The sequence below is a fragment of the Coriobacterium glomerans PW2 genome (genome assembly GCF_000195315.1).
Taxonomy (GTDB): Bacteria; Actinomycetota; Coriobacteriia; order Coriobacteriales; family Coriobacteriaceae; genus Coriobacterium; species Coriobacterium glomerans.
Genome location: NC_015389.1, coordinates 528,775 through 548,673, shown reverse-complemented (window position 1 = coordinate 548,673; position 19,899 = coordinate 528,775). Strand labels below are relative to the sequence as shown.

Annotated in this window: 16 protein-coding genes; 4 read left to right on the top strand and 12 right to left on the bottom strand. The window is 59.5% G+C overall.

Annotated features, from left to right (window positions below):
* Positions 1 to 36: 36 nt before the first annotated feature.
* From CORGL_RS02395 to thiS, 9 genes are all read right to left on the bottom strand, one after another.
* Positions 37 to 1,647 (bottom strand): SpaH/EbpB family LPXTG-anchored major pilin, encoded by a 1,611-nt coding sequence (locus CORGL_RS02395; RefSeq protein WP_013708329.1) that lies wholly within the window; start codon positions 1,645 to 1,647, stop codon positions 37 to 39.
* Positions 1,648 to 2,321: 674 nt separating this feature from the next.
* A complete protein-coding gene (locus CORGL_RS02390; RefSeq protein WP_013708328.1) occupies positions 2,322 to 5,672 on the bottom strand; it encodes a leucine-rich repeat domain-containing protein in 3,351 nt (1,116 codons plus the stop codon).
* 367 nt (positions 5,673 to 6,039) lie between these two features.
* Entirely contained in the window at positions 6,040 to 9,375 is a 3,336-nt protein-coding gene (locus CORGL_RS09315; protein ID WP_013708326.1) for a leucine-rich repeat domain-containing protein, read from the bottom strand.
* Positions 9,376 to 9,753: 378 nt separating this feature from the next.
* A complete protein-coding gene (locus CORGL_RS02380; RefSeq protein WP_013708325.1) occupies positions 9,754 to 11,283 on the bottom strand; it encodes a hypothetical protein in 1,530 nt (509 codons plus the stop codon).
* Between the two features lie 7 nt (positions 11,284 to 11,290).
* Entirely contained in the window at positions 11,291 to 11,956 is a 666-nt protein-coding gene (locus CORGL_RS02375; protein ID WP_013708324.1) for an ABC transporter ATP-binding protein, read from the bottom strand.
* A 143-nt stretch (positions 11,957 to 12,099) separates the two neighbouring features.
* Positions 12,100 to 12,720 carry a thiamine phosphate synthase gene (locus tag CORGL_RS02370; protein WP_013708323.1) on the bottom strand — a complete coding sequence of 207 codons (621 nt, stop codon included), beginning with the start codon at positions 12,718 to 12,720 and terminating at the stop codon, positions 12,100 to 12,102.
* The gene (locus CORGL_RS02365; RefSeq protein ID WP_013708322.1) at positions 12,717 to 13,523 is read right to left on the bottom strand and encodes a thiazole synthase; all 807 of its coding nucleotides are present in this window, start codon (positions 13,521 to 13,523) and stop codon (positions 12,717 to 12,719) included. Before CORGL_RS02365 ends, CORGL_RS02370 begins: the two co-directional genes overlap by 4 nt.
* Before the next feature lie 116 nt (positions 13,524 to 13,639).
* Positions 13,640 to 14,269: a sulfur carrier protein ThiS adenylyltransferase ThiF gene (thiF, locus tag CORGL_RS02360; protein WP_013708321.1), complete on the bottom strand. Its 630-nt coding sequence runs from the start codon at positions 14,267 to 14,269 to the stop codon at positions 13,640 to 13,642.
* Between the two features lies 1 nt (position 14,270).
* Positions 14,271 to 14,468: a sulfur carrier protein ThiS gene (gene thiS / locus CORGL_RS02355; RefSeq protein ID WP_013708320.1), complete on the bottom strand. Its 198-nt coding sequence runs from the start codon at positions 14,466 to 14,468 to the stop codon at positions 14,271 to 14,273.
* Between the two features lie 218 nt (positions 14,469 to 14,686).
* Here thiS and CORGL_RS02350 point away from each other — a divergent pair, with 218 nt between their 5' ends.
* Positions 14,687 to 15,469, top strand: coding sequence for an alpha/beta fold hydrolase (locus CORGL_RS02350; protein WP_013708319.1), 783 nt, complete (start codon positions 14,687 to 14,689; stop codon positions 15,467 to 15,469).
* Here CORGL_RS02350 and CORGL_RS02345 read toward each other — a convergent pair.
* Positions 15,438 to 15,749, bottom strand: a complete 312-nt coding sequence (locus CORGL_RS02345; protein ID WP_013708318.1) for an N-acetyltransferase — start codon at positions 15,747 to 15,749, stop codon at positions 15,438 to 15,440. The two genes, CORGL_RS02350 and CORGL_RS02345, sit on opposite strands and share 32 nt — an antisense overlap.
* A 150-nt stretch (positions 15,750 to 15,899) precedes the next feature.
* On the opposite strand from CORGL_RS02345, the gene CORGL_RS02340 reads away from it, so the two are divergent.
* The 3 genes from CORGL_RS02340 (at position 15,900) to CORGL_RS02325 (ending at position 18,310) form a co-directional block, all read left to right on the top strand.
* The gene (locus CORGL_RS02340) at positions 15,900 to 16,082 is read left to right on the top strand and encodes a hypothetical protein (RefSeq protein WP_013708317.1); all 183 of its coding nucleotides are present in this window, start codon (positions 15,900 to 15,902) and stop codon (positions 16,080 to 16,082) included.
* 206 nt (positions 16,083 to 16,288) lie between these two features.
* Positions 16,289 to 17,128 (top strand): GntR family transcriptional regulator, encoded by an 840-nt coding sequence (locus tag CORGL_RS02335; protein WP_245526938.1) that lies wholly within the window; start codon positions 16,289 to 16,291, stop codon positions 17,126 to 17,128.
* 432 nt (positions 17,129 to 17,560) lie between these two features.
* Entirely contained in the window at positions 17,561 to 18,310 is a 750-nt protein-coding gene (locus CORGL_RS02325; protein ID WP_013708315.1) for a GntR family transcriptional regulator, read from the top strand.
* A 98-nt stretch (positions 18,311 to 18,408) separates the two neighbouring features.
* Here CORGL_RS02325 and CORGL_RS02320 read toward each other — a convergent pair whose 3' ends face one another.
* Both CORGL_RS02320 and CORGL_RS02315 read right to left on the bottom strand, forming a co-directional pair.
* Positions 18,409 to 18,690, bottom strand: coding sequence for a DUF4928 family protein (locus CORGL_RS02320; protein ID WP_172633517.1), 282 nt, complete (start codon positions 18,688 to 18,690; stop codon positions 18,409 to 18,411).
* A gap of 55 nt (positions 18,691 to 18,745) precedes the next feature.
* Positions 18,746 to 19,807: a DNA cytosine methyltransferase gene (locus CORGL_RS02315; RefSeq protein ID WP_013708313.1), complete on the bottom strand. Its 1,062-nt coding sequence runs from the start codon at positions 19,805 to 19,807 to the stop codon at positions 18,746 to 18,748.
* Between the last annotated feature and the right edge of the window lie 92 nt (positions 19,808 to 19,899).

The following is a 19,899-nucleotide window of genomic DNA, read 5'->3' as shown; positions in this document are numbered from 1 at the left end:
ATACAGAACTCACATTATAGAGCAACGGACTTCGGGTTACTCGTGCCTGCGCGAACGAACGATCCAGACAAGCGCCGCAACCATCAGACCAACACCGATGACGGTCAGAGCGATCGTGCCGGGCCCACCGGTTGTAGGAAGAATCTTCTGATCGGGCGTGTTGTTAGGTGTGTTGGCTATGGTTTGAGTCAGGACCGAATTATCCATACCTTCAGTCGTCAGCGTAACCTTGGTGTCATCCGTCGGAGCTATAAAGCCGGCGGGTGTCTTTGTCTCTACAAGATAATATGTACCCAGACCCAGAGCGGGGATGGTCGCGGAGTATCCATGCTCAGTGGTGGTCGTAACCGTCGTCACAGGATTATCCTCCTTTGTACCATCTGACTTCGCGCGGTAGAGATCGAATACCGCTCCTTCCAGAAGCGCGCTCGGGTCCTTAACGCTTACCTTTTTGACCTTGAGTCCGTACTCGTTGATCTCAGCTTGGATTGGTTTCTTATCTTTTCCCGTTCCCGTGCTGTCGATCGTCATGATGTCTTTTTCGGGATCAATACCGTAACTGTTCTTTGAGAACGTCTGTGAAATAGGAACCACCATCTTGGTTCCGGGAGCGACTTTTTCGCCAACCATTCCCTGATAGGTGATCGCGATCGGCTTACCTTGAGCTTTCTTCAAGAACTCTGCCATCTTACCCTCATCCGGAGAGATCGTGATGACGCCGGGGTTAGCCTCCTTATTGTCTTGGATTTTGAGGAGATCCTTGACATCCTCTCCATTACTCTTGATTGCGAACGAATTATCTTGAATTTCAATTTTCCCGGGCGTTTCTTTCGTGTCGTTCGGGTACTGGATCGTGAAGGACAGCGTTCTGGAGTTGAGGTCTTTGTCGGTGCCCACATACCTAGGGATCATCGCGGTCGTCTGGAAATATGCAGTCTGGTCGCGGCCGACCGTATCGACTACGTTTTGGTCAAAAGGTCCGGCAGCCTTATCGGAGACAAACTGGTTGATAGCCTTGTCCATCTGCGTGCGCTTCGGCCCGCTTCCGCCTTTGGGTTGATGCCAATGACCTTTATTGTCCGGCTGAGGAATCACGGCCGTGATCAGGTTCTGATAGACGTAGGTCGCGTTATCACTGTTGTCGATAACGGTATAGTACAAACCGGCCGGAAGGTTTTCAACAGTCAATACCCCATCAGCGACAACACCAGTACTGGAAAAATTAGGCAGCTTACCGAGGAAATCATTTGCTTTCCCGGAGATCACGTTCGATAATTCCTCGAGTACGGAGGTATCTTCATTACTCGCCGCGTCGATCCAGGTTTGCACCTCACAGCCATATATTGTGGATCCTTCAGGAGTCTCTTGATCCTTATCATCCGGATCGACCCACCTCGTATAAAGCCGATTGCTCGTATCCAGCTTGGTGCGACCGATCTGGTACATGGTCACCTTGTCGCCCGGGTTGAGATTGGTGAAGGTAGCTATGCCGTTATCGACCGTCGGATCCCAGTCGGGGGTATCCGCCGCATCGTCGGGACCGTCCTCGAGGGCCGACGCCGTGCCGGGTGTTTGGAGAACCACCATCGCCACTGCGAAGAACAGCGCAAGGAAGACCCCCAACCATGTTTTTGAATTATGTCTCATAATGCTCTCCTTCTTGTGTGTCCTCAGGCGGCCGAATTGCCGCTCATGCTCTAGCCTGCACACGTTTATTTCCTCACGACGTTCGTGCGCCCTCGCCCGACCGGGAGCAACGAAACGGTGTTTGCTGTTCAAGGATAACCCTTATTTTGAGACGGCATGGCACCGAACCCCCGATGCGACCGATGTCGCGCATGCGAGATGATCGCTGATGCATCTCAGAAGTTCACCGGGGCCCGAGAAACGCTCGCCTAGCCGCTCAACCGAAGAGATCGAAACACGAATTGATGCGTTTTCGCTGCTAAGCATAGCCGGTCATTTCTCCCAACCCCCATTGAACACCTGAAAACCGAACCAGAGCAAGCAAAATATCAAAATCTGAGCGATGAAATACCGCTGGTCGGAACACATATCAATACTTAAGATCCTCTTAATGGTATTTCATAAATGTCATTATATAGATAAACCTCTAAAATATGTCTCTCTCACAAACCATCCATATCTAGAATATCGCCGATGTCGTCATATGGCAACATATTTCCGCTCGAATCCCCGTAAACGGACGCCCGTTCCGCCCCCCCCCCCGCCTGCGGGCGGGCGGGGGCGTCAGGCGGAAGGGGGGGGGGTTCCGGGGCCATGCGCGGGTCCGTCGGGTGCGCGGGAGGCCGACCCAGCTCTCAGCAGGTGCCGTTGCGCCTCATGAGCCACATCGTCGCCGCGAAGATCGACAACACGGCTATCGAGGCGCCCGCCTCCGTCAGGGCCGCGGCCCCGACGCCGGTGAACCATCCCGTGCCCGGCAGGTCGGGCGCCTTCCCGTATGAGATGGTCACTTTCACGGCGTCGCCTTCGATACTTGGGGTCGCACCGTTGACGGTGACCCCGGCACTGCTCACGACGATTACAGTGGGCTCGGAAGGCGCATCGTAGCCCGCGGGCACGCCGACCACGTGCAGATAGTAGGTTCTGGCGTCGTCCTCGGATTCGCCCGCCTTGATATCAAGCGGTTTTAGCCAGTAGGTGGTGATGAGACCGTCTCCACCCGATGTGAGCGGCCAATCGACCTTTTTGGTCTCATCTTCGTTAGTGTAGAGGTCGGTTACATAGTGCGACTCGTCGCTGTCCTCCGAATCGGTGATGACATAGCTCACGCCGCCCAGTGGGTCCGTGCTATCCTTCTTCTTGCTCAGCACTCTCAGACCGACGGCCGCCTCGGATTTCCATCGGGCCTTGAGCGTCACCGATCCGTCTTGGATGTTGCACACTTCCACCTTGTCGTCGGCATACCAGTGCTCGTCAGCGCTCTTGGCCCAAGCTAGAAACTCGTAGTTTTCTCGCTTGAAGTCACCGACGAGATCGTGGAACGTGGTGCCTCCGTAAGACACGCGCGTCTTCGTGACAGTGTCTTTTCCGTCGCGGGACCTACCGCCGTTCCCGTCGAAGGTGACATTGAAGGTCACAGGGTCGAGGTTACACTTGCGCGTGAGCGTCGTGTAATTATCGTCTTCGTTGCCGACGGCGTTGTATGGATGAGGGGACACTCCCTTGCCGTCCGAAGTCTTCTTCGGATAGGTGATGGGCCAGCCATCGGGGTCGGTGAAGGTCGCCTCGATAACGGTCGCGCAGAAGAAGGAATGGGGATCGACTGTGACCCCGGTGTCCTCAGGGTCGATGTCATGATTGGCGAGGTCCGGTTTGGGGCCCGGTTCGGCAACAAACGAGCCGAGATCATCGCCACCGGTGTCGCTCAGCTTGACGTTGCCGCTTCTGTTGTAGGAGTATGAGAGCAGGGCTTTGGACGTGTTCGCGGTTCGCTCTGCGGCCATCCCGCAGAGCGGATTCATGATGATGAGCTTCTCGGCTTTTTTTGTATGCGGTGTGACCTCATAAATTGATTCGTCGTTATCAGATTTGTTTGGATCCTTCCGGCCAAAGATGTAGCTTTCGGTGCCCTCCCATGAGCCCTGCACGTAGAGACTGGGGATGTATTTTCGCGATAATGTGGTGTTGAAGTAGTCGAATGCTTTTTTGCCGATCTTCAATTTTTCTTTTTCGCACAGGATGTAGACCGCTTTATAGGCCGATTCATTTGCAGCGGACGCCGCCGAGAATGCCTGATCCCCGATGCTGAGCTTCCCTTCGCAGCCGTTGAGCACCAGATCGCCTTTGTTCTCATCAGCGTTGCCCTCTGACCCCAAGTATGGGTCGTTGTAAAAAGCCTGCTTGCCGATCTTCTCGACAGTCTTGTTCGTCGCGAGCCCCGTCGAGGTCAAGCCGCGTTTATTAGTGGTATCGAAGCAATCTGAAAACGCGCTGTCACCGATCGTCTTGACAGTATTGTTCGTTTCGAGCCCGGTCGAGGTCAAACATATACACTTTGCAAACGCGCTCGTTTTGATCGTCGTTATAGCACTGTTGGTTTCCAAGCCGGTGGCGGTCAATTTTCCGCAGCCATAGAACACGTTGCTCTCGAGCTCCGTTACGCCTGTCGTGTGGTTGCCCAAGCCCGTCGACTTCACGCCTGAATTACCAAAGGCCCATCTTCCGAGGGTCTCGACCTTGCTGTTGTTCTCCAATCCGGTCGAGCTCAAACCGGAGCAGAACTGAAAGGCATACTCTCCGACCGTCGTGACAGCGCAATCGGGATTCTCCAGACCGGTGCTTTCAAGCAATTTATCGTACGCGAACGCAGTATCTCCGATATTGATGACGGTGCTGTTATTCTCGAGTCCGGTCTTCTTGAGCCCGGTTTTTGCGTCTTTGTCACAGCAGGTGTAAAACGCACTGGGTCCGATATCTGTGATCGTCGTGTTGCTCGCGAGACCGGTGGAGCTGAGGCGGTAACAATTCGCGAAAGCGTGGTCGGGAATTACTTTCAGCATGTCGTTGTGCGCCAAGCCCGTGTCCTGCAATGCGGCGCACGCGGCGAAGCAGCCCGTAGCTATTTTAGTTTTGTCATCTTCTTCAGGGTCCTTGTTTATCAACACTTCATTGTTCGCGAGACCGGTATTCTTCAAAGAGGTGCAGCCTGCGAATGCGTAATTTCCCAACAACTGCACGGCGCTGAGCTCCAGATCGGTCTTCTCAAGGTTTCTGCAGTTATTGAATATGTAGTCGGGAAGCTTTGTGATTCTCGTGTCGCGCGCCAGACCCGTGGTCGTTATTCCCGATTCGCTGAAGGCATAAGCCCCGATCTCCTCGACCATGCTATCCTTCAGGTCCGTGTCTGTAAGGTTCGCGCAGCCCCGATACGCATCTTCCCCGATCGATGTTATCGTGGCACCACCGGGATTCTTATAGCTCAGCAGCCCGGTGCTCGTGATCGAGCATCCATCGAATGCGCGTTTGTTGATTTGTTTGATGCTGTAGCTTGCGTCTCCCCACGCCGAATCTATGACGGTCGCCGGGATGAAGACCTTCCCCGTGAGCCCGGCGTCGATCGCCGGATCAGTACCTCCGCCAAGCAGAGCCTGGCCATCTTCCGACACTTGGAACGTACACGGGACGTGGTCGTTCTCGCCGACGGTGATGTAGCTCGTGAAGATTCTTCCGGCTGCGACGCCACTCGATCCGCTGGTGTCCCGCTGCGCCGGATCGCGGGGGGCGGGCACGGGAGCAGCCGAGGCGTCCCCGTCGGCCTTCTTGCTCTTGTCGGACTTGTCAGACCTCTTATCCTTGTCGGCCTTCTTGCCCTCGTCGGTCTTCTTGCTCTTGTCTGACTTGTCGGCCTTCTTATCCTTGTCGGCTTTCTCGCCCTTGTCGCCCTTGTTGCCCTTGTCGGCCTTCTTGTCCTCGTCGGTCTTCTTGCCCTCGTGGGACTTGTCGGTCTTGTCGGCGTCGCCGCTCTTCTTGTCCCCGTCGTGATGGGGGTCCACGGTGGCCTCCTCGCCTCGCGAGATCTGATCGGCCTTCGCGGCCGAGGAGCTGTCCGCCCAGACGTTGGGGACTATCAAGATGAGCAGAAAGAGCAGGGCGCATGCAAGCGGCGCCACGATCCTATGGGCTATGTAGCGTGCAGATCTGTGCATCCTTCTCCCCAACCTTCTGTCGACGGCCTCGCGAGCGCACCGTATTCGAGATAGCGAATATACAATGGAACAGTAATAGTATCATTTATATAGCCATGCACATATATTCTATTCATAGTTGGACGTTCGCACAAACCCACCATAATCATCACGGCATTGCTTGCGCACATCGATTCCTCGAGACCGGACGCCCTTTCCGTCCGGTGGCACCATTGCGGTTTCAATCGCCCCGAGGTCTTCTCTTCTGATGGCCTCGAGACGGGCTGCGCCAACGGCACCGGGGCCATCGACCGCATCCTCCCTTCCGTCGGCTCCGGAGCGCTGATCCTCCGATTATTGAGAACTATCGGGGTGCGCGCCTCGGCTCTCAGCAGGTGCTGTTGCGTCTCATGAGCCACATCGTCACCGCGAAGATCGACAGCACGGCTATCGAGGCGCCCGCCTCCGCCAAGGCCAGGGTCGCAGCGCCGGTGAACCATCCCGTGCCCGGCAGGTTGGGTGCCTTCCCGTATGAGATGGACAGATCCAAGATGCGATCGTCTGTGATAGTCGCATCCTCATCGTTGACCTTGACGCCATTGCTGCTCACGACGATTTTAGTGGCCTCGGAGGGCGCATCGTAGCCTGCGGGCACACTGGCGACGTGCAGATAGTAGGTTCTGGATTCGTCCTCGGTTTTGGGCCCGTCCGCCTTGGGGTCGAGCCAGTAGACGGTGGGGGTGAGGCCGCTTTCTTCGTCCGATACAAGCGGCCATGTGACCCGGTTGATCTCTTTATCGTCGGTGTAGAGGTCGTCCAGGCCAGTTGGAGCGTCTCTCTCGTCCGACGAATTGCTGATGACATAGCTCACCTTGCCCAGCGGGTCATCCGTCTTCTTCTTGCTCAGCACTCTCAGACCGACGGCCGACTCGGATTTCCATCGGGCCTTGAGTGTCACCGATCCGTCTTGGATGTTGCACATACCGGCCACCTCAGCTTGGGCCGGCCAGAGCCGGTTCTCGCTTTGGCCCGCGGTCTCAATCCAGTCCAAGAACTCATCATCACCTCGCTTGAACTCGACGCCGAGCACATCGTCGATCTTTCTGTTCCCATAAGGGACTTCTGTCTTCGTGACGGAGTCTGCTTTTTTTCCATCGTCGGTCTTACCGCCGTTCCCGTCGAAGTTGATCTCGAAGGTCACAGGGTCGAGGTCACGTTCGTGAGATCCTGCGGTGTCGCCATTGTAAGAATGCGACTTGGCCCCAGCCGGGTAGGTGATGTGCCCGTCATTGGGGAGGGTCAGGGTCACCACGATAGTGGTCGCGCCAAAGGGAAGGTTGGTCTTGCTGGAGGAATCATAGACGATTGTATGCTTCCCTGAACCACGGTTTTTTTTAGGATCCAGCTTGACGTTGAACGAGTCGACGACGACCGCGTTACCGGCATCGCGGTAGCTCACGCTCACGTTGCTGTTCAGGTTGTAGGAGTATGAGAGCTCGACGTCGGACGTCTTCGAGATTCGCACCGCGTGCATCCCGTAGAGGGGATTCATGATGGTGAGCCTCGGGAAGCCTGCATAAGCATCGACGCTATACGATGATTTGTCTTGCCCCTCACCGAAGCTGTAGTTTGTAGTGTCCTTCCATGAGGCTGACACGTAGAGATTTGGGATGTATGACTGCGACGTCTTTCGACTATCGATATCGTAGTCGAATGCCCTTTTGCCTATTTTCAAGTTTTCTTTTTCGCACAGGATGTAGACTGATGTATATTTCGGTGCCCCCGAGAACGCCTGCTCCCCGATGCTGAGCCTCCCCTCGCAGCCGTTGAGCACCAGATCGCCAGGGTTCTCATTTTTATCATCTTTGTTGACTGTACCTAAAAGCACATCGCCGAGAAAAGCCTGCTTGCCGATCGTCTCGACGGTGTGATTCGTCGCGAGTCCGGTCGTCGCGAGTCCGGTCGAGGTCTTCAAGTTCGTAGAATAACAACCTGCAAACGCGCTCTCTCCGATCGTCTTTATATGCGTGTTGGTGGCCAAACCGGTGTCGGTCAAGCTTCCGCACCCTGAGAACACAGCCTTCTCGAGCTCCGTTATATGCCTGTAGTCTTTGGGGTCGTCGGGGTCGTATGGATTCTGCCCCAAGCCCGTCGAAGTGACGCCTGTTTGAGCAAATGCGTATTTTCCGAGGGTCTCAACCGTTCTATTTTTCGCCAATCCGGTCGAGCGCAAAGCGGAACAACCCTGAAAGGCGTAGTCTCCGACCCACCTGACTTTGCAGCCGGTACCCTCCTCTTCGGAGCTGGTATTCTCCAGACCGGTGCTTTCGAGCAATTTATCGAATAGAAATGCATCAGCTCCGATTTTGGTGACCTTGCTGTTATTCTCCAGTCCTGTCTTCTTGAGGCCGATTTCGGCCCCGGTGGCTTTGTCGTACTGATAGCAGCTGGCAAACGCATCATCTCCGATAGTTTCGATCGCCGTGTTGCCAGCGAGACCGGTAGAGGTGAGTTTGGGGCAGTTATCGAAAACTTGTTTAGGGAGTAATGTCAGCTTGTTATTGCCTTCGCGACCATTACCCGTCTTAGCCAAGCCTGTTTCCGTCAAGGCTATGCACGAAGAGAAACAGCCTTGCTCAATGCTCTCCAAACATGTGTTGCCAGCGAGACCGGTATCCTTCAGCCGCGGGCACGATGCAAACGTATACCATCCAACAATCTTTGTCACCTTGCTTGTCTCCAGATCGGTGCTTTCGAGGCTCCCGCAGCCATAGAACGCATAGCCGGGGAGCGTTTTGATCGTCTCGTTGTCCGCGAGACCTGTGGCCGTTACTCCCGAGTTGCCGAAGGCGTATTCCCCGAGTTCCTCGACCCCGCTGTCCTTCAGGTCGGTAGACCGAAGGTTTTGACAGCCACAATAGGCGTTGCTCCCGATCGATCTTATCGTGGCGCCTTCGAGACTCTTGCTCTTAAAGCTCAGCAGCCCAGTGCTCGTGATTCTCGTGCATTTATAGAATGCGTAGTTGCCTATCGTATCGACGGTATAGCTTGTGCCATCCTCAATAGCCGTAACTGTTTTTGGAATGAAAACATCCCCGCTGAGCGCCGTGTTGATTGCTGCTATACCACCTTTGCCAGAACAGACTGCAACATGGTCTGCAGTAATCTTGCCGTCCTCATCTTTATCTATTGTCTCTTGAAACGCACACTCGACCTGCTTATCGCCGATGGTGATGTAGCTCGTAAAATCTTTCTTTTCTCGGTCATTGACGCCACCCGATCCGCTGGTGTCCCGCTGCGCCGGATCGCGGGGGTCGGGCGCGGGAGCAACTGAAGTGTCCCCGTCGGTCTTGTCGGCCTTCTTGTCCTCGTCGGCCTTCTTGCTCTTGTCGGACTTGTCGGCCTTCTTATCCTTGTCGGACTTGTCGGCCTTCTTATCCTTGTCGGCTTTCTCGCCCTTGTTGTTGCCCTTGTCGGCCTTCTTGTCCTCGTCGGTCTTCTTGCCCTCGTGGGACTTGTCGGTCTTGTCGGCGTCGCCGCTCTTCTTGTCCCCGTCGTGATGGGGGTCCACGGTGGCCTCCTCGCCTCGCGAGATCTGATCGGCCTTCGCGGCCGAGGAGCTGTCCGCCCAGACGTTGGGGACTATCAAGATGAGCAGAAAGAGCAGGGCGCATGCAAGCGGCGCCACGATCCTATGGGCTATGTAGCGTGCAGATCTGTGCATCCTTCTCCCCAACCTTCTGTCGACGGCCTCGCGAGCGCACCGTATCGAATACCTGAACTAAAATGAAACAGTTATAGTATCATTTATATGGCGTTATATACATTTAACATTTGCATCCAACCGTTCCCGCATGCGCAACAAAACCCTCTCAGCGCTACTCGAGCAAATCGCCATATCATGGTTTCACCTGCTTAAATGACAAATTCACGACAAATGAACAACCACCTTGGCAATTAACTATATTACCCGGAGGGCAAGTTGGTATAGATTTTGATACAAATCCCCTCTGCTCCCACAAAGGTAACATACTCGGAGAAACACTGTGCGATGCACGCTGCCCTCAGCTGGTGCAGGCGAGTCTGCTAGGCGCGACGGCCATCAGCTGGACCGGCGCGCCAGAAGCGCCATGAGTACGATATCGAGACCGGCAAGACCGCACAGAAGCGGAGCGATTCCGAAGAGCGCGAGCAACCCGGCACATATCACCAGCAAGGCAGTGCCGACCAGACAGGACATGCGCATGCGCCGCAGCGTGATCTGAACGCCGTCAAACGCCGCGGCAAGCGAGAGGGCCACGGTGATGAGCGGCGCCACCAGAACCTGAGCAAGTGAGATCCCGACGTGGCCGACAGCGGCGATCATCAGCAGCGACGCGACGGAGCACAGGCAGGTGAACGAGACGGCGGGGACCGCATCGATCAGGGCCAGCCGAGCGTCTGAGAAGGGCAGAGCCTGGCGGACTATGCTCACTGCCATATCGGCGCGAAACGCAAGCCCCAGCTCGCGAACGAGCGGAACCGCATAGATGAGCTGCAATCCCCAGACGACGAGCAGAGGCGCGGGAACGGGCCGAGCGAGCAGAAGCGCGCCGAGGGGCACCTCGAGCGCCCCCAGCAGCAACAGGCGAATGATGCTCTCATACTGTCGTATATGGGCGAAGACGGCCCGCGACAGCGGTGCCGCCGCCCCGGCGGCAAACCGAACCCTCAGCAGATGGGAACGGCGCGCGATGCGCAGGCGGCGACGGATATCGTGGTAGGCGATCGAATCGAGCCAGACCAGACGGCGAACGCCGAACAGAGCGGCGTAGAGCCCGCTGTCCTCGATCACGCGCACGGCGTCGATCGACACGGAACCGGCCGCCGCGGCCGCCGCGGCCGCGACGACGAGCGCGGCGTCGAGGGCGGGCGCGCCGCTCACGACACCGAGCAGGCGCGACGCGGACGCAGCGCCCCCCAGGCCCGACAGGTTCCATGCGCCCCAAGCGAGTGCGATCTCGATCGCTATGACGCCGATCGAGCACGCGACGCGGCTGATGCGCGTGCGGACGACGGGCGCGCCCGCGATGGAGAGCCTGGCGTAGCCGAAAGAGCGACCGATCGAGACGGCTGCGGCGGTCTGGATCGCCAAGCCTGAGGCGAGCGCGCCCGCCGAGATGCCGTAACCGGCGGCCTCGAACCCGAAGCCCAGCATGAACATCACGACGAATCCAACGATCGCGACGGCCCCCGCCGTCTCAAGGACGTCAAGGACGGCCATAGATCGCATCGAGAACCCGGAAGACACCAGAAACGTGATGTCGGCATCGATGAGCTTGAGCGGCGATCGGATCAGCCCGGCGATCGTCGCGATGAAAAGCGCGATCCAAGGTACGCCGAGCGCTGTTATCGAGAGCATCTGGAACAGGGACGATGGGGCCGCGACCGCTGCGGCCTCGACGGCGGCGCGCAGTGCAGACCAAGACATGATGGCCCACCCGCCGAGCGCGATGATCAGATACGCGCGGTAGAGGCGATCGATCAGATCGGGTCGCTCCTCGAGATCGACGCCGAGCGCGGTGCTCCAAAACGTCACCGCGGTCCGCAGGTGCCGGCGCCGGAGCCAGATGAGCAGACGGATTCTATCCATCGAGACGCTACTCATGATCGAGAATGCGAACGTGACCGCCGGACAGCTCGTAGACCACGTCGGCACTGACATGAGGCAGGTCGTGATGGCAACTCATCAGCACGGCGGCGCCCATCTCAGCGGCCTTCTTGACGTAGCGGCCAAAAAGCTCGCATGATTGCGGATCGAGCGGCCCGGTGGGCTCATCGAGCAGCAGCAGGCGGGGATGCGTCATGAGACAGATCACAAGCGCGAGCTTCTCGCGCATGCCGCGCGAGAACGCGCTCGGGTAGGCATCGCATGAGCCGGTGAGCCCGAATGCCTCGAGCATCTCCTCGGCCTCGGCTCTGCGCCCCTCCTCCCGGTTTGCCCGCAACAAAAACTCGATGTGCTCGCGCGCCGTGAGATCGTCATAGAACGCCGGCACGTCGCTGACAAACGAGATCGCGCCGCGAAGACGCGCGGAACGACCGGTCAGCGTCTCTCCGAGCACCCGGATCTCACCACTGGCAGGTCGCATCCAACCCGCGAGACATTTGAGCAGCGTGGTCTTGCCGGATCCATTGGGACCGACGAGAAAGGCGATGTCACCGGGATACAGTGCTATATCGACATGGTTCCACACCAAAGCGCGCCCGTAGCGAATCGAAAGATCAAACGCATCGAGAAGCGGCTGCTCGTCTGCAGATGTCATCTGGACCCCCTAGCCTGCCCATATGTTTCGAGAATGCTAGGTCTTTCGCTGGGGCGCCGTCAAGTCTCGCGGGAAATGGCGCTCGGGCGCTCCGCCGGGCCCCATCAAAGCGCGGAGACGTGCGGTCTTCGCGCGCCTCCGGCTCACAGCAGCATATAGCCACTCATTCTGCAGGCTCCGGCCGCTCCGGTCGAGCGCACGGCGCGCTCGGCCGCGTCGTCGATCCCGCCGAGCGCGAGCACGGGCAACCGCGCGCAGGCAAGGACCCGCTCGAGGAATTCGAGGCCGCGCGCAGCTGCCAAGGGCTTGCAGGAGGGTTTGAAGATCGGACTCGCCATGAGGTAGTCGGCTCCCGATCGCTGCGCGAGCTCGACCTCATCGGGCTCGTGGACATTGGTGCCCACCCAAGCGATTCCCGCGGGTCTGCCCTGCTCGACCAGCTGCGGCAACGGAAGGTGGACCGCGTTCAAGCCCATCCTTCGCGCCACCGCGGGTCTGCCGTGGACGATGAGGGCGACACCGGCCTCGTCGCACGCGGCGGCGACCGCGCGGGCGAGACGCTCGTAGGCGTCATCATCCAGATCGCGCTCGCGCACAACGATGGCGTCGATGCGCCCGGCGATACGGAGCACCTGTTCGGGGAGCGGCCGGGCGCAGTGCACGCGATCGGTGAGCGCGACGCGGGCGAACCCGCTCGCGAAGGGCGGGTCGGAGCGTGCGGGCTCTCCGAGCTGACAGGTCGCCGTCGCGGCGATGGACGTCATCGCGCTTGGTTCGTGATGACGCCGGTGATCGGAGAAGACGCCGAGGCGCGGTCGAGCACGCGGCCGGGTCCGGCCAGGCGGGCCTGACGGCCCGCTTCGATCGCGCGGCCGAACGCCCAAGCCATGCGCGCCACATCGCCGGCCGTGGCGACGCCGGTGTTCACCATGCACGCCGTCGCACCCATCTCCATCGCCTCGCATGCCTCCGAGGGGCGGCCGAGCCCGGCGTCCACGATGACGGGCAGGTTGATCTCGTCGATGATGATGCGGATGAACTCACGCGTGAGCAGACCACGGTTCGAGCCTATGGGCGAGCCGAGCGGCATGATAGCGGCTGCCCCAGCCGCCTCAAGCTCGCGCGCCGTGTTGAGATCGGGATAGACGTAGGGCAGCACGGTGAAACCGCGCTCCACGAGCGACGCGCATGCGCGCACGGTCTCGGCGTTGTCGGGCATGAGGTACTTCGGATCGGGGATGACCTCGAGCTTCACGAGGTCGCCGCAACCCAGTTCGCGCGCGAGCGCAGCGGTGCGCACGGCCTCCTCGGCTGTCGTTGAGCCCGACGTGTTGGGCAAAACGGTCACGCCCGCCGGTATAGCCTCCAGGATCCCGCCGGCTCCTGTCGCCCCGGCGCGGCGCACCGCGACGGTCACGATCTGCGCGCCCGCGCATCGCACGGCCGCCTCCACGAGCTCGTTGCTGTACTTTCCGGAGCCGAGAATGAACCGCGAGGTGAACGTCTTGCCCGCGATCTGCCAACTGTCCTGCTCGAGCGCCGGCGCGCCCGTCTTCATGTCTGTCATGGTCCATGCTCCTGTCATCGTCTGCGATGTTGCCACACCGCTTTCCTGCCGAATTCTTGCTCCGAGCCGATCGCGCGTCCGCGAGATTCCCGCCGAGTCCGGCGTCTCTGGCCGCCTCACGCCGGAGCCTGCTCCAAGCCCAGGATGAGCCGCACCGCGACCAGAGCCTGCTGCGCGGCGCACAGCGCCACATGGGGCGCAAAGAGGGCTGTGCCGCTCGCGACGTCGGTCGTGCCGTCGCCGCACAGGTAGAAGCGCGGCGAGAGCCGCCTGGTCGCGACCTCTGATGCCGGCCCCGCTCCGGCGACCCCGCTCGCGGCGATCACGACGGTCTGCGGCGCCTCGGCGAGCAACGCGTTGACGAGCAGCGCCTTCGCATCGGGCTTATCGAAGGCCTCGCAGACGATCCGCTCGTCCGCGAAGAGCGCGACGGCGTTGTCCGCATCGATCCGCGCCGCGTCGAGGTCGAGCTCCACGTCCGGATTGATGCGACGCAGCTGCTCGGCGAGCGCCTCGGTCTTGCGCATGCCGAGATGGTCGCGGAAGTAGTGCTGCCGGTTCAGGTTGCTCTCGTCCACGATGTCGAAATCGACCAGATGCAGAGCCCCCACACCGCTGCGCACGAGATGCACGGCGATGTTTGAGCCCAGCCCACCGAGCCCGGCGATGCCCACGCGCGCGCAGGCCAGCCGCTCGGCGGGCTCCCGGCCGATGCGATCCGCGAGCACCTCCTGCGCGCGATTCATATCAACCACCCCCTACGAAGCTGACGATCTCCAGCTGCTCGTCGGCGGCGATCCGATGCGCGTGGTAGTTTGCGCGCGCGACGATCTCGCCGTCCGCCTCGCACGCGACGCGGCACGGATCGTAGCCCTCGGCGGCGAGCAGCTCGTCGAGCGGCATCCCGATGACATCCGCGCGCGCCACGCCGTTGACCTGCGCCATACCTTCCTCCCTTCCGAGCGCGCCGCCGCAGCCCGGCGGCGCAAGAAAAAACGCGCACGAGGAACGCCGCACCCAAGGTGGTGCGCCCCTTCGTACGCGTCTCGTACTCTGCGCGAGATCATAGACAACAGCGGCGGCGATGTCAAGCTGTTAAGATGGATGTCCGGACGCAAGGCGATCTATCGGCCCGGTCGGGCGCAGGGGAAGGGAGCACACCTATGAGAGAGCATCTGATCGAAGCGCTGGGATGCCGTATGCGCTATCAGGATCTTCCCGGCACGGAACGGCCGCTGCTCTTCATCCACGGTCTGGGATGCGCCGGATCCTTCGATAACACGGAGGTCGCCGCGCAGCCCGCGCTCGCAGGCCATCGGCGCATCCTCGTCGACCTGCTGGGAGCCGGATACAGCGACGCGCCCGCCGACTTCGATTACCGGGTGAGCTCGCACGCGCGCTACCTGAGCCGCTTCATCGACACGCTCGGCCTGCACGAGGTGATCGCGATCGGACACAGCTTGGGCGGCCCGGTCGCGATCGAGCTCGCCGCGCTGCGACCCGACGCGATCATGCGGCTCATCCTGACCGAGCCCAATCTCGATCCGAGCGGCGAGGGCTCGACGAGCCGCGCCATCGCGAGCGCATCGGAGCGCACCTTCGTCCAGCGCGGCTTTCGCGAGCTGATCGAGGCGAGCCTTCGCGACGGAAACACGATGTGGGCGGCGACGGCCGCCCGCTGGTACCCCGCGGCGCTGCATCGCTTCGCCTGCAGCGGCGCCGCGGGCGGCGATCCTTCCTGGCGCGATGCGCTGTATTGCCTGCCGATCCCCTCAGCCTGTATCTTCGGCGCGAACACGCCTTCAGAAGATGAGCGCGCGGCGCTTGCCGCCCACGGGGTGGCGCTCGAGACAGTTCCGAACGCGGGCCACTCGATGGCCTGGGAGAACCCTTCCGGGCTCGCTGGGGCGATCCTCAGAGCCGCCTCTCATAGGGAAGCTCGGTGAGCACGAACTCGCCGTCGATCGCGCGGACGAAGACACCGGGGACCCTCGTGAATCCGTTGCGTCGGTAGAAGTTGATGGCCGGGTTGTTGAAGATATCCTTCTCGAGAACGTGCGCGAGATGGTCTTCATCCCAGACCGGCAGGGCGCGCTGCTCCAAATCGGCGAGGATCTCGCGAAACAGGGCGCGAACCTCGGGCAGATCTTCGGTGCGCGCGAGCCGGAGCCCTTCGACCGATATCGGATCCTCGGAGCGGGGTATCTCGATCGCCTCTCCAGCCATGACCAGACCACTTCCATCTCGGACGCCTCGTCTCCACACGAGGCTGTTCGCTCGGGTATAAGCATAGCCCACAACGTGGCCATGCGGATGTCAGTCCGAGGAGCCGCAACGAGGCTTCCGAGCCCCGCACCGAGAAAGATTGGAGCCATCATGCCGATACCGGACCCGCGCGCAAACGAAAAGAAGGACACCTACATCTCACGCTGCATGGAGACCGTCACGAGAAACGAGAAGAAGCGCTTCCCGCAGGAGGACCAGCGAGCCGCGATCTGCTACTCCACCTGGGATCGATGGCAGAAGGAGCACGGGCACCCTGAGAAGGCCGAGAGCTAGGGGGCTGCGCGCCCACGCAGCGCAAGGCCGCCTCCACGAGATCGTTGATGCGCTTTCCCGATCCGACGATGAAGCGTTGAGCGAACGTCTTGCCGGTGATCTACCAGCTGTCCTGCTCGAGTGCCACAGAGCTGCGCTTCGAGCCGAGATGACACCGGGACCGCTGTCTCCGCTGGCGACGACAACGGTTCATACGACATATACGCATGAGCTGCACCTACGTTATACTCAACTTCGTAATTACACTCGCTTGCGAGACATTCGCGCTTTCTAGGCGCACGGAGGACGGCATGCACATGAAGAACCATAGCGAGCGGATCACCCCTCTACCTCTCTATCAGATCGTGAAGAACGACTTGCGGCAGAAGATCATCACCGGAGCACTGCGAGATGGCGTCTGCCTTCCGACGGAGAAGGAACTTTGCAATCAGTACGGGTACAGCAGGGCGACCATTCGAACTGCCATCGAACTTCTTGCTGAAGAGGACCTCGTCATCAAAATTCGAGGAAACGGCACCTTTGTAACGTTCTCCCCTCCAGGCGGGTCGAAGGGCTCAGAGCTCCGTATCGATTTCTGCCAACTCTCGCCTCAGAATGATGAAACGTCCATCCGTATGCTGTCTTACAACACCATCGAGGCATCTGACACGATATGCAAACGGCTGGGTATTCCTCGTCAGACCCTTGTTCAGCAGATCGGCCGGTTGATCATGGTCGACGACGCGCCTCAAGCAATCCAAGTGGTATACGCAACCGAAGAGATGCTCCCCCATTTGTTTGATCACCTGTCTTCGAACGCCAGCATCGAGCGGGCACTCGAGAACTACGGCATGGCCGCTCTCACCTCAGATCTGACATTCCGCTCATCGGCTGCAACATCAGAAGAGGCCACCTTGCTTTCCTATGTCATCGGTGGTCCCACCTTCTCATTCGAGATTTGCCATCGTCAACGGCTATGCCAGACAATCGCGTTCTCAACGATGACATGGCGAGCCGACAACTTGGTCTTTCATGCCGAAGTAGATGCAAACGAACAGCTGCGTTGAGTTCTGAGTACATGGTTCTCCTCGTCACTGCGCTTTTGAACGCTAATAGATCATACTATATTCGTTATCAATATGATCAATCTTCTATGAACGGTTGATTTTATCTGGTAAACGGTAATCAAGCGATACCAGTTGAAAATACGCACGTGACCGCTACGGGATCAGTAAGCCGCTCCGCGTATTGCGATGCACCAATCCGAGGGGAAGAGATGGGGATGCACCCTCATGCACGCAGTCGACGTGAGCGGTGCCCCGGCCCGATTCGGGGCAAGATGACATCAAAACCGCGACCTGCGCTAGCCACAACAGCTTCTTGCCGATACCCGAGGTGCTCTCGATGCGGTCGAACCATGCGTACGATATACTCAACATGGCCATGGAAATCGTCAGCAGGCATAAGCATCCTCTGGAAACGCGAGAATCGACATCAATATGGAAAATTGCAACGAGCGCTCAAAACCGATGCCTCTCTACCAGATCGTGAAGAACGACTTGCGGCAGAAGATCATCACCGGAGCCCTGCACGACGGTGAGTGTCTCCCCACCGAAAGAGAGCTCGCCAAACAATACGGATACAGTCTATCGACCATTCGAAAAGGAATTGAGCTTCTCGTCGAGGAAGACCTTCTCATCAAAATCCGTGGAACAGGCACCTTCGTCACGTTATCTCAGGTGTTCGCTTCAAAACGATCCGCGCTGCTCATCGACATGTCCGATCTTTCGCAATTGGGCCCGACGACGGCCATACGCATTCTCTCGTGCGGAACAGTCGAAGCTTCTCCGACGATATGCAGACAGCTTCGACTTCCCGAACAGTCCGCTGTCCAGCAGATCGAGCGTCTGATCATGGTCGACGATGCTCCTCGGGCTATCGAGGTGGTATACGGGGGCGAAGAGCAGCTTCCGAACCTGTTCATCTCCTTGACGGAAAACGTGAGCATCGCCCGGGTGCTCAGAAGATACGGCATGACCAATCTCACCACCGACCTGACCCTGCACTCGACAGCAGCCACACCAGAGGAAGCGAAGCAGCTTTCATATATCAGCGGCGGTCCAACATTTTCGCTTGATCTGCGCTATCTGCTTCAAGACGATCACCCGGTCGCATTCTCGACAATGATATGGCGAGCGGACAGCATGTCTTTTCATGCCAAGATAGACGCAGGCGGACAGCTGCTGTAAACCTGATCCCGTTGGGCTCCAACATGGTGCTATCGCGCGTAACTACCCCGGGCGCCCTCGGATTCCGCATCGGGGCCGACGACAGACCGCACCTCCGGTCACGGTGCGGTCGCGCGCGATAGCGCAGAGCGCTCCTTGTTCGGCTCAGCCGTCATACTCGATATGCAAGCTCGGGTCTGTTTCGAAGTCATCGATGATGCCGTTGTATAATCGGTGCGGCCCGCCTCCTTGGCTAGTTGCCGTGTGATGTCATGCTCCTTGAGGATCTTCCTTAGATTCCCCTCCCCCAAGCCGTCGACCTGCCCTTGTCTTCCGGTCACGTATTCGCGCGGATCGATGGGAAGCGAATCCTCGGAGAATGCCCTCGTGATCTGTACCATCAGTGCCAAAGCACCCTTGCCCTTTATCCCGTTGGCATGGCGGAAGTCATCCAATTCATCCCACCGCATAAGCTGCCTCGACAAGCTTTGAGAGAAGGTTGTTCGCCAAGTGGCGTGCCACGGGGACGACGGCGTCGCCCATGGCGAGATATCCGTCGTTATAGGATCCCGGCAGTCTGTACCCCTCCGGCGCACCCATGAGGCGCGCGACCTCCCGTACCGTCAGCAGACGGGCGCGCATCCCCTCGCCGTCCCAAGCGATGAGGTACTGACGCGAAGAGCCCCCCGAGGGCGTTCGCAGGCAGCCGGCGGTGCCGTCGCATCGCAGCTCGAGAACCTGCCTGCCGGCTCTCGTGCGCCGGTAGCCGGTCGCGTAGCGCTGCCGTGAGGCGCTGAGCTTCGCGACATGGGAATCGGGAATGAGCGCCAGCACATCGTCTCTGTCAAAGGGAGCATCCGGGTCGACGATGTCCTCCAGCGACGCGGTCCGCCCTCTCGGCTCGGGAAGGCTCCACCAAGTGAAGCCCTCGATCGCCTCGCCGAGCCCGACCAGAGCGGCCGGATGCGCCCATGAGCAGCCATCGCCGAGCAGGACCTCAGGTATCCGGCCCCTCGTCCCGACGACGAACACGCGCGGCCTCGACTGGGGGGCGAAGCGATCCGCGTTGATCAGAAGCGCCCCGACGGAGTAGCCCCGTCGGACGAGAGCGGCGTGCAGGCACCGATAGTCGCGTCCGCCGTGCGCGCTCACGAGACCCGCGACGTTCTCCAGGCAGATCACGCCAGGAGGGTCTTCGCCGACTTCATCGAGGACCCTCAGCCACTGCCAGACCGAACCGGAGCGATCGGAATAGATCCCATCGATATTCCCGGCCAGGGACAGGTCCTGGCAGGGAAAGGACGCCCAAGAGAGAGACGCCGCGGGCAGATCCGCTCCGCTCACGCGCGAGATATCTCCCACGTGCAGAACCGACGGATCCAGATTGGCGCGATACACGGCGGCTTTGCGCTCGCTGATATCATTGGCCCACACGGAGCGAAACCAAGGTGCCAGCCCGCAGCCCACCAGGCCGGAGCCCGCGAAGAACTCATGAAACGGAAAACGCTCGCCTGTCATGTCCTCTTCCTTTGACACTCAGCGCTTCCGGCACGTATAGAACCAAACTACCATGGCGCATGAACACAGATCGGCATGGCGATGCATAAGCA

Bases quoted from the DNA above. Each gene is read 5' to 3' on its own strand.
- CORGL_RS02395 (WP_013708329.1), bottom strand. From the start codon at position 1,647: ATGAGACATAATTCAAAAACATGGTTGGGGGTCTTCCTTGCGCTGTTC.
- CORGL_RS02390 (WP_013708328.1), bottom strand. From the start codon at position 5,672: ATGCACAGATCTGCACGCTACATAGCCCATAGGATCGTGGCGCCGCTT.
- CORGL_RS09315 (WP_013708326.1), bottom strand. From the start codon at position 9,375: ATGCACAGATCTGCACGCTACATAGCCCATAGGATCGTGGCGCCGCTT.
- CORGL_RS02380 (WP_013708325.1), bottom strand. From the start codon at position 11,283: ATGGATAGAATCCGTCTGCTCATCTGGCTCCGGCGCCGGCACCTGCGG.
- CORGL_RS02375 (WP_013708324.1), bottom strand. From the start codon at position 11,956: ATGACATCTGCAGACGAGCAGCCGCTTCTCGATGCGTTTGATCTTTCG.
- CORGL_RS02370 (WP_013708323.1), bottom strand. From the start codon at position 12,720: ATGACGTCCATCGCCGCGACGGCGACCTGTCAGCTCGGAGAGCCCGCA.
- CORGL_RS02365 (WP_013708322.1), bottom strand. From the start codon at position 13,523: ATGACAGACATGAAGACGGGCGCGCCGGCGCTCGAGCAGGACAGTTGG.
- thiF (WP_013708321.1), bottom strand. From the start codon at position 14,269: ATGAATCGCGCGCAGGAGGTGCTCGCGGATCGCATCGGCCGGGAGCCC.
- thiS (WP_013708320.1), bottom strand. From the start codon at position 14,468: ATGGCGCAGGTCAACGGCGTGGCGCGCGCGGATGTCATCGGGATGCCG.
- CORGL_RS02350 (WP_013708319.1), top strand. From the start codon at position 14,687: ATGAGAGAGCATCTGATCGAAGCGCTGGGATGCCGTATGCGCTATCAG.
- CORGL_RS02345 (WP_013708318.1), bottom strand. From the start codon at position 15,749: ATGGCTGGAGAGGCGATCGAGATACCCCGCTCCGAGGATCCGATATCG.
- CORGL_RS02340 (WP_013708317.1), top strand. From the start codon at position 15,900: ATGCCGATACCGGACCCGCGCGCAAACGAAAAGAAGGACACCTACATC.
- CORGL_RS02335 (WP_245526938.1), top strand. From the start codon at position 16,289: ATGAGCTGCACCTACGTTATACTCAACTTCGTAATTACACTCGCTTGC.
- CORGL_RS02325 (WP_013708315.1), top strand. From the start codon at position 17,561: ATGGAAAATTGCAACGAGCGCTCAAAACCGATGCCTCTCTACCAGATC.
- CORGL_RS02320 (WP_172633517.1), bottom strand. From the start codon at position 18,690: ATGGTACAGATCACGAGGGCATTCTCCGAGGATTCGCTTCCCATCGAT.
- CORGL_RS02315 (WP_013708313.1), bottom strand. From the start codon at position 19,807: ATGACAGGCGAGCGTTTTCCGTTTCATGAGTTCTTCGCGGGCTCCGGC.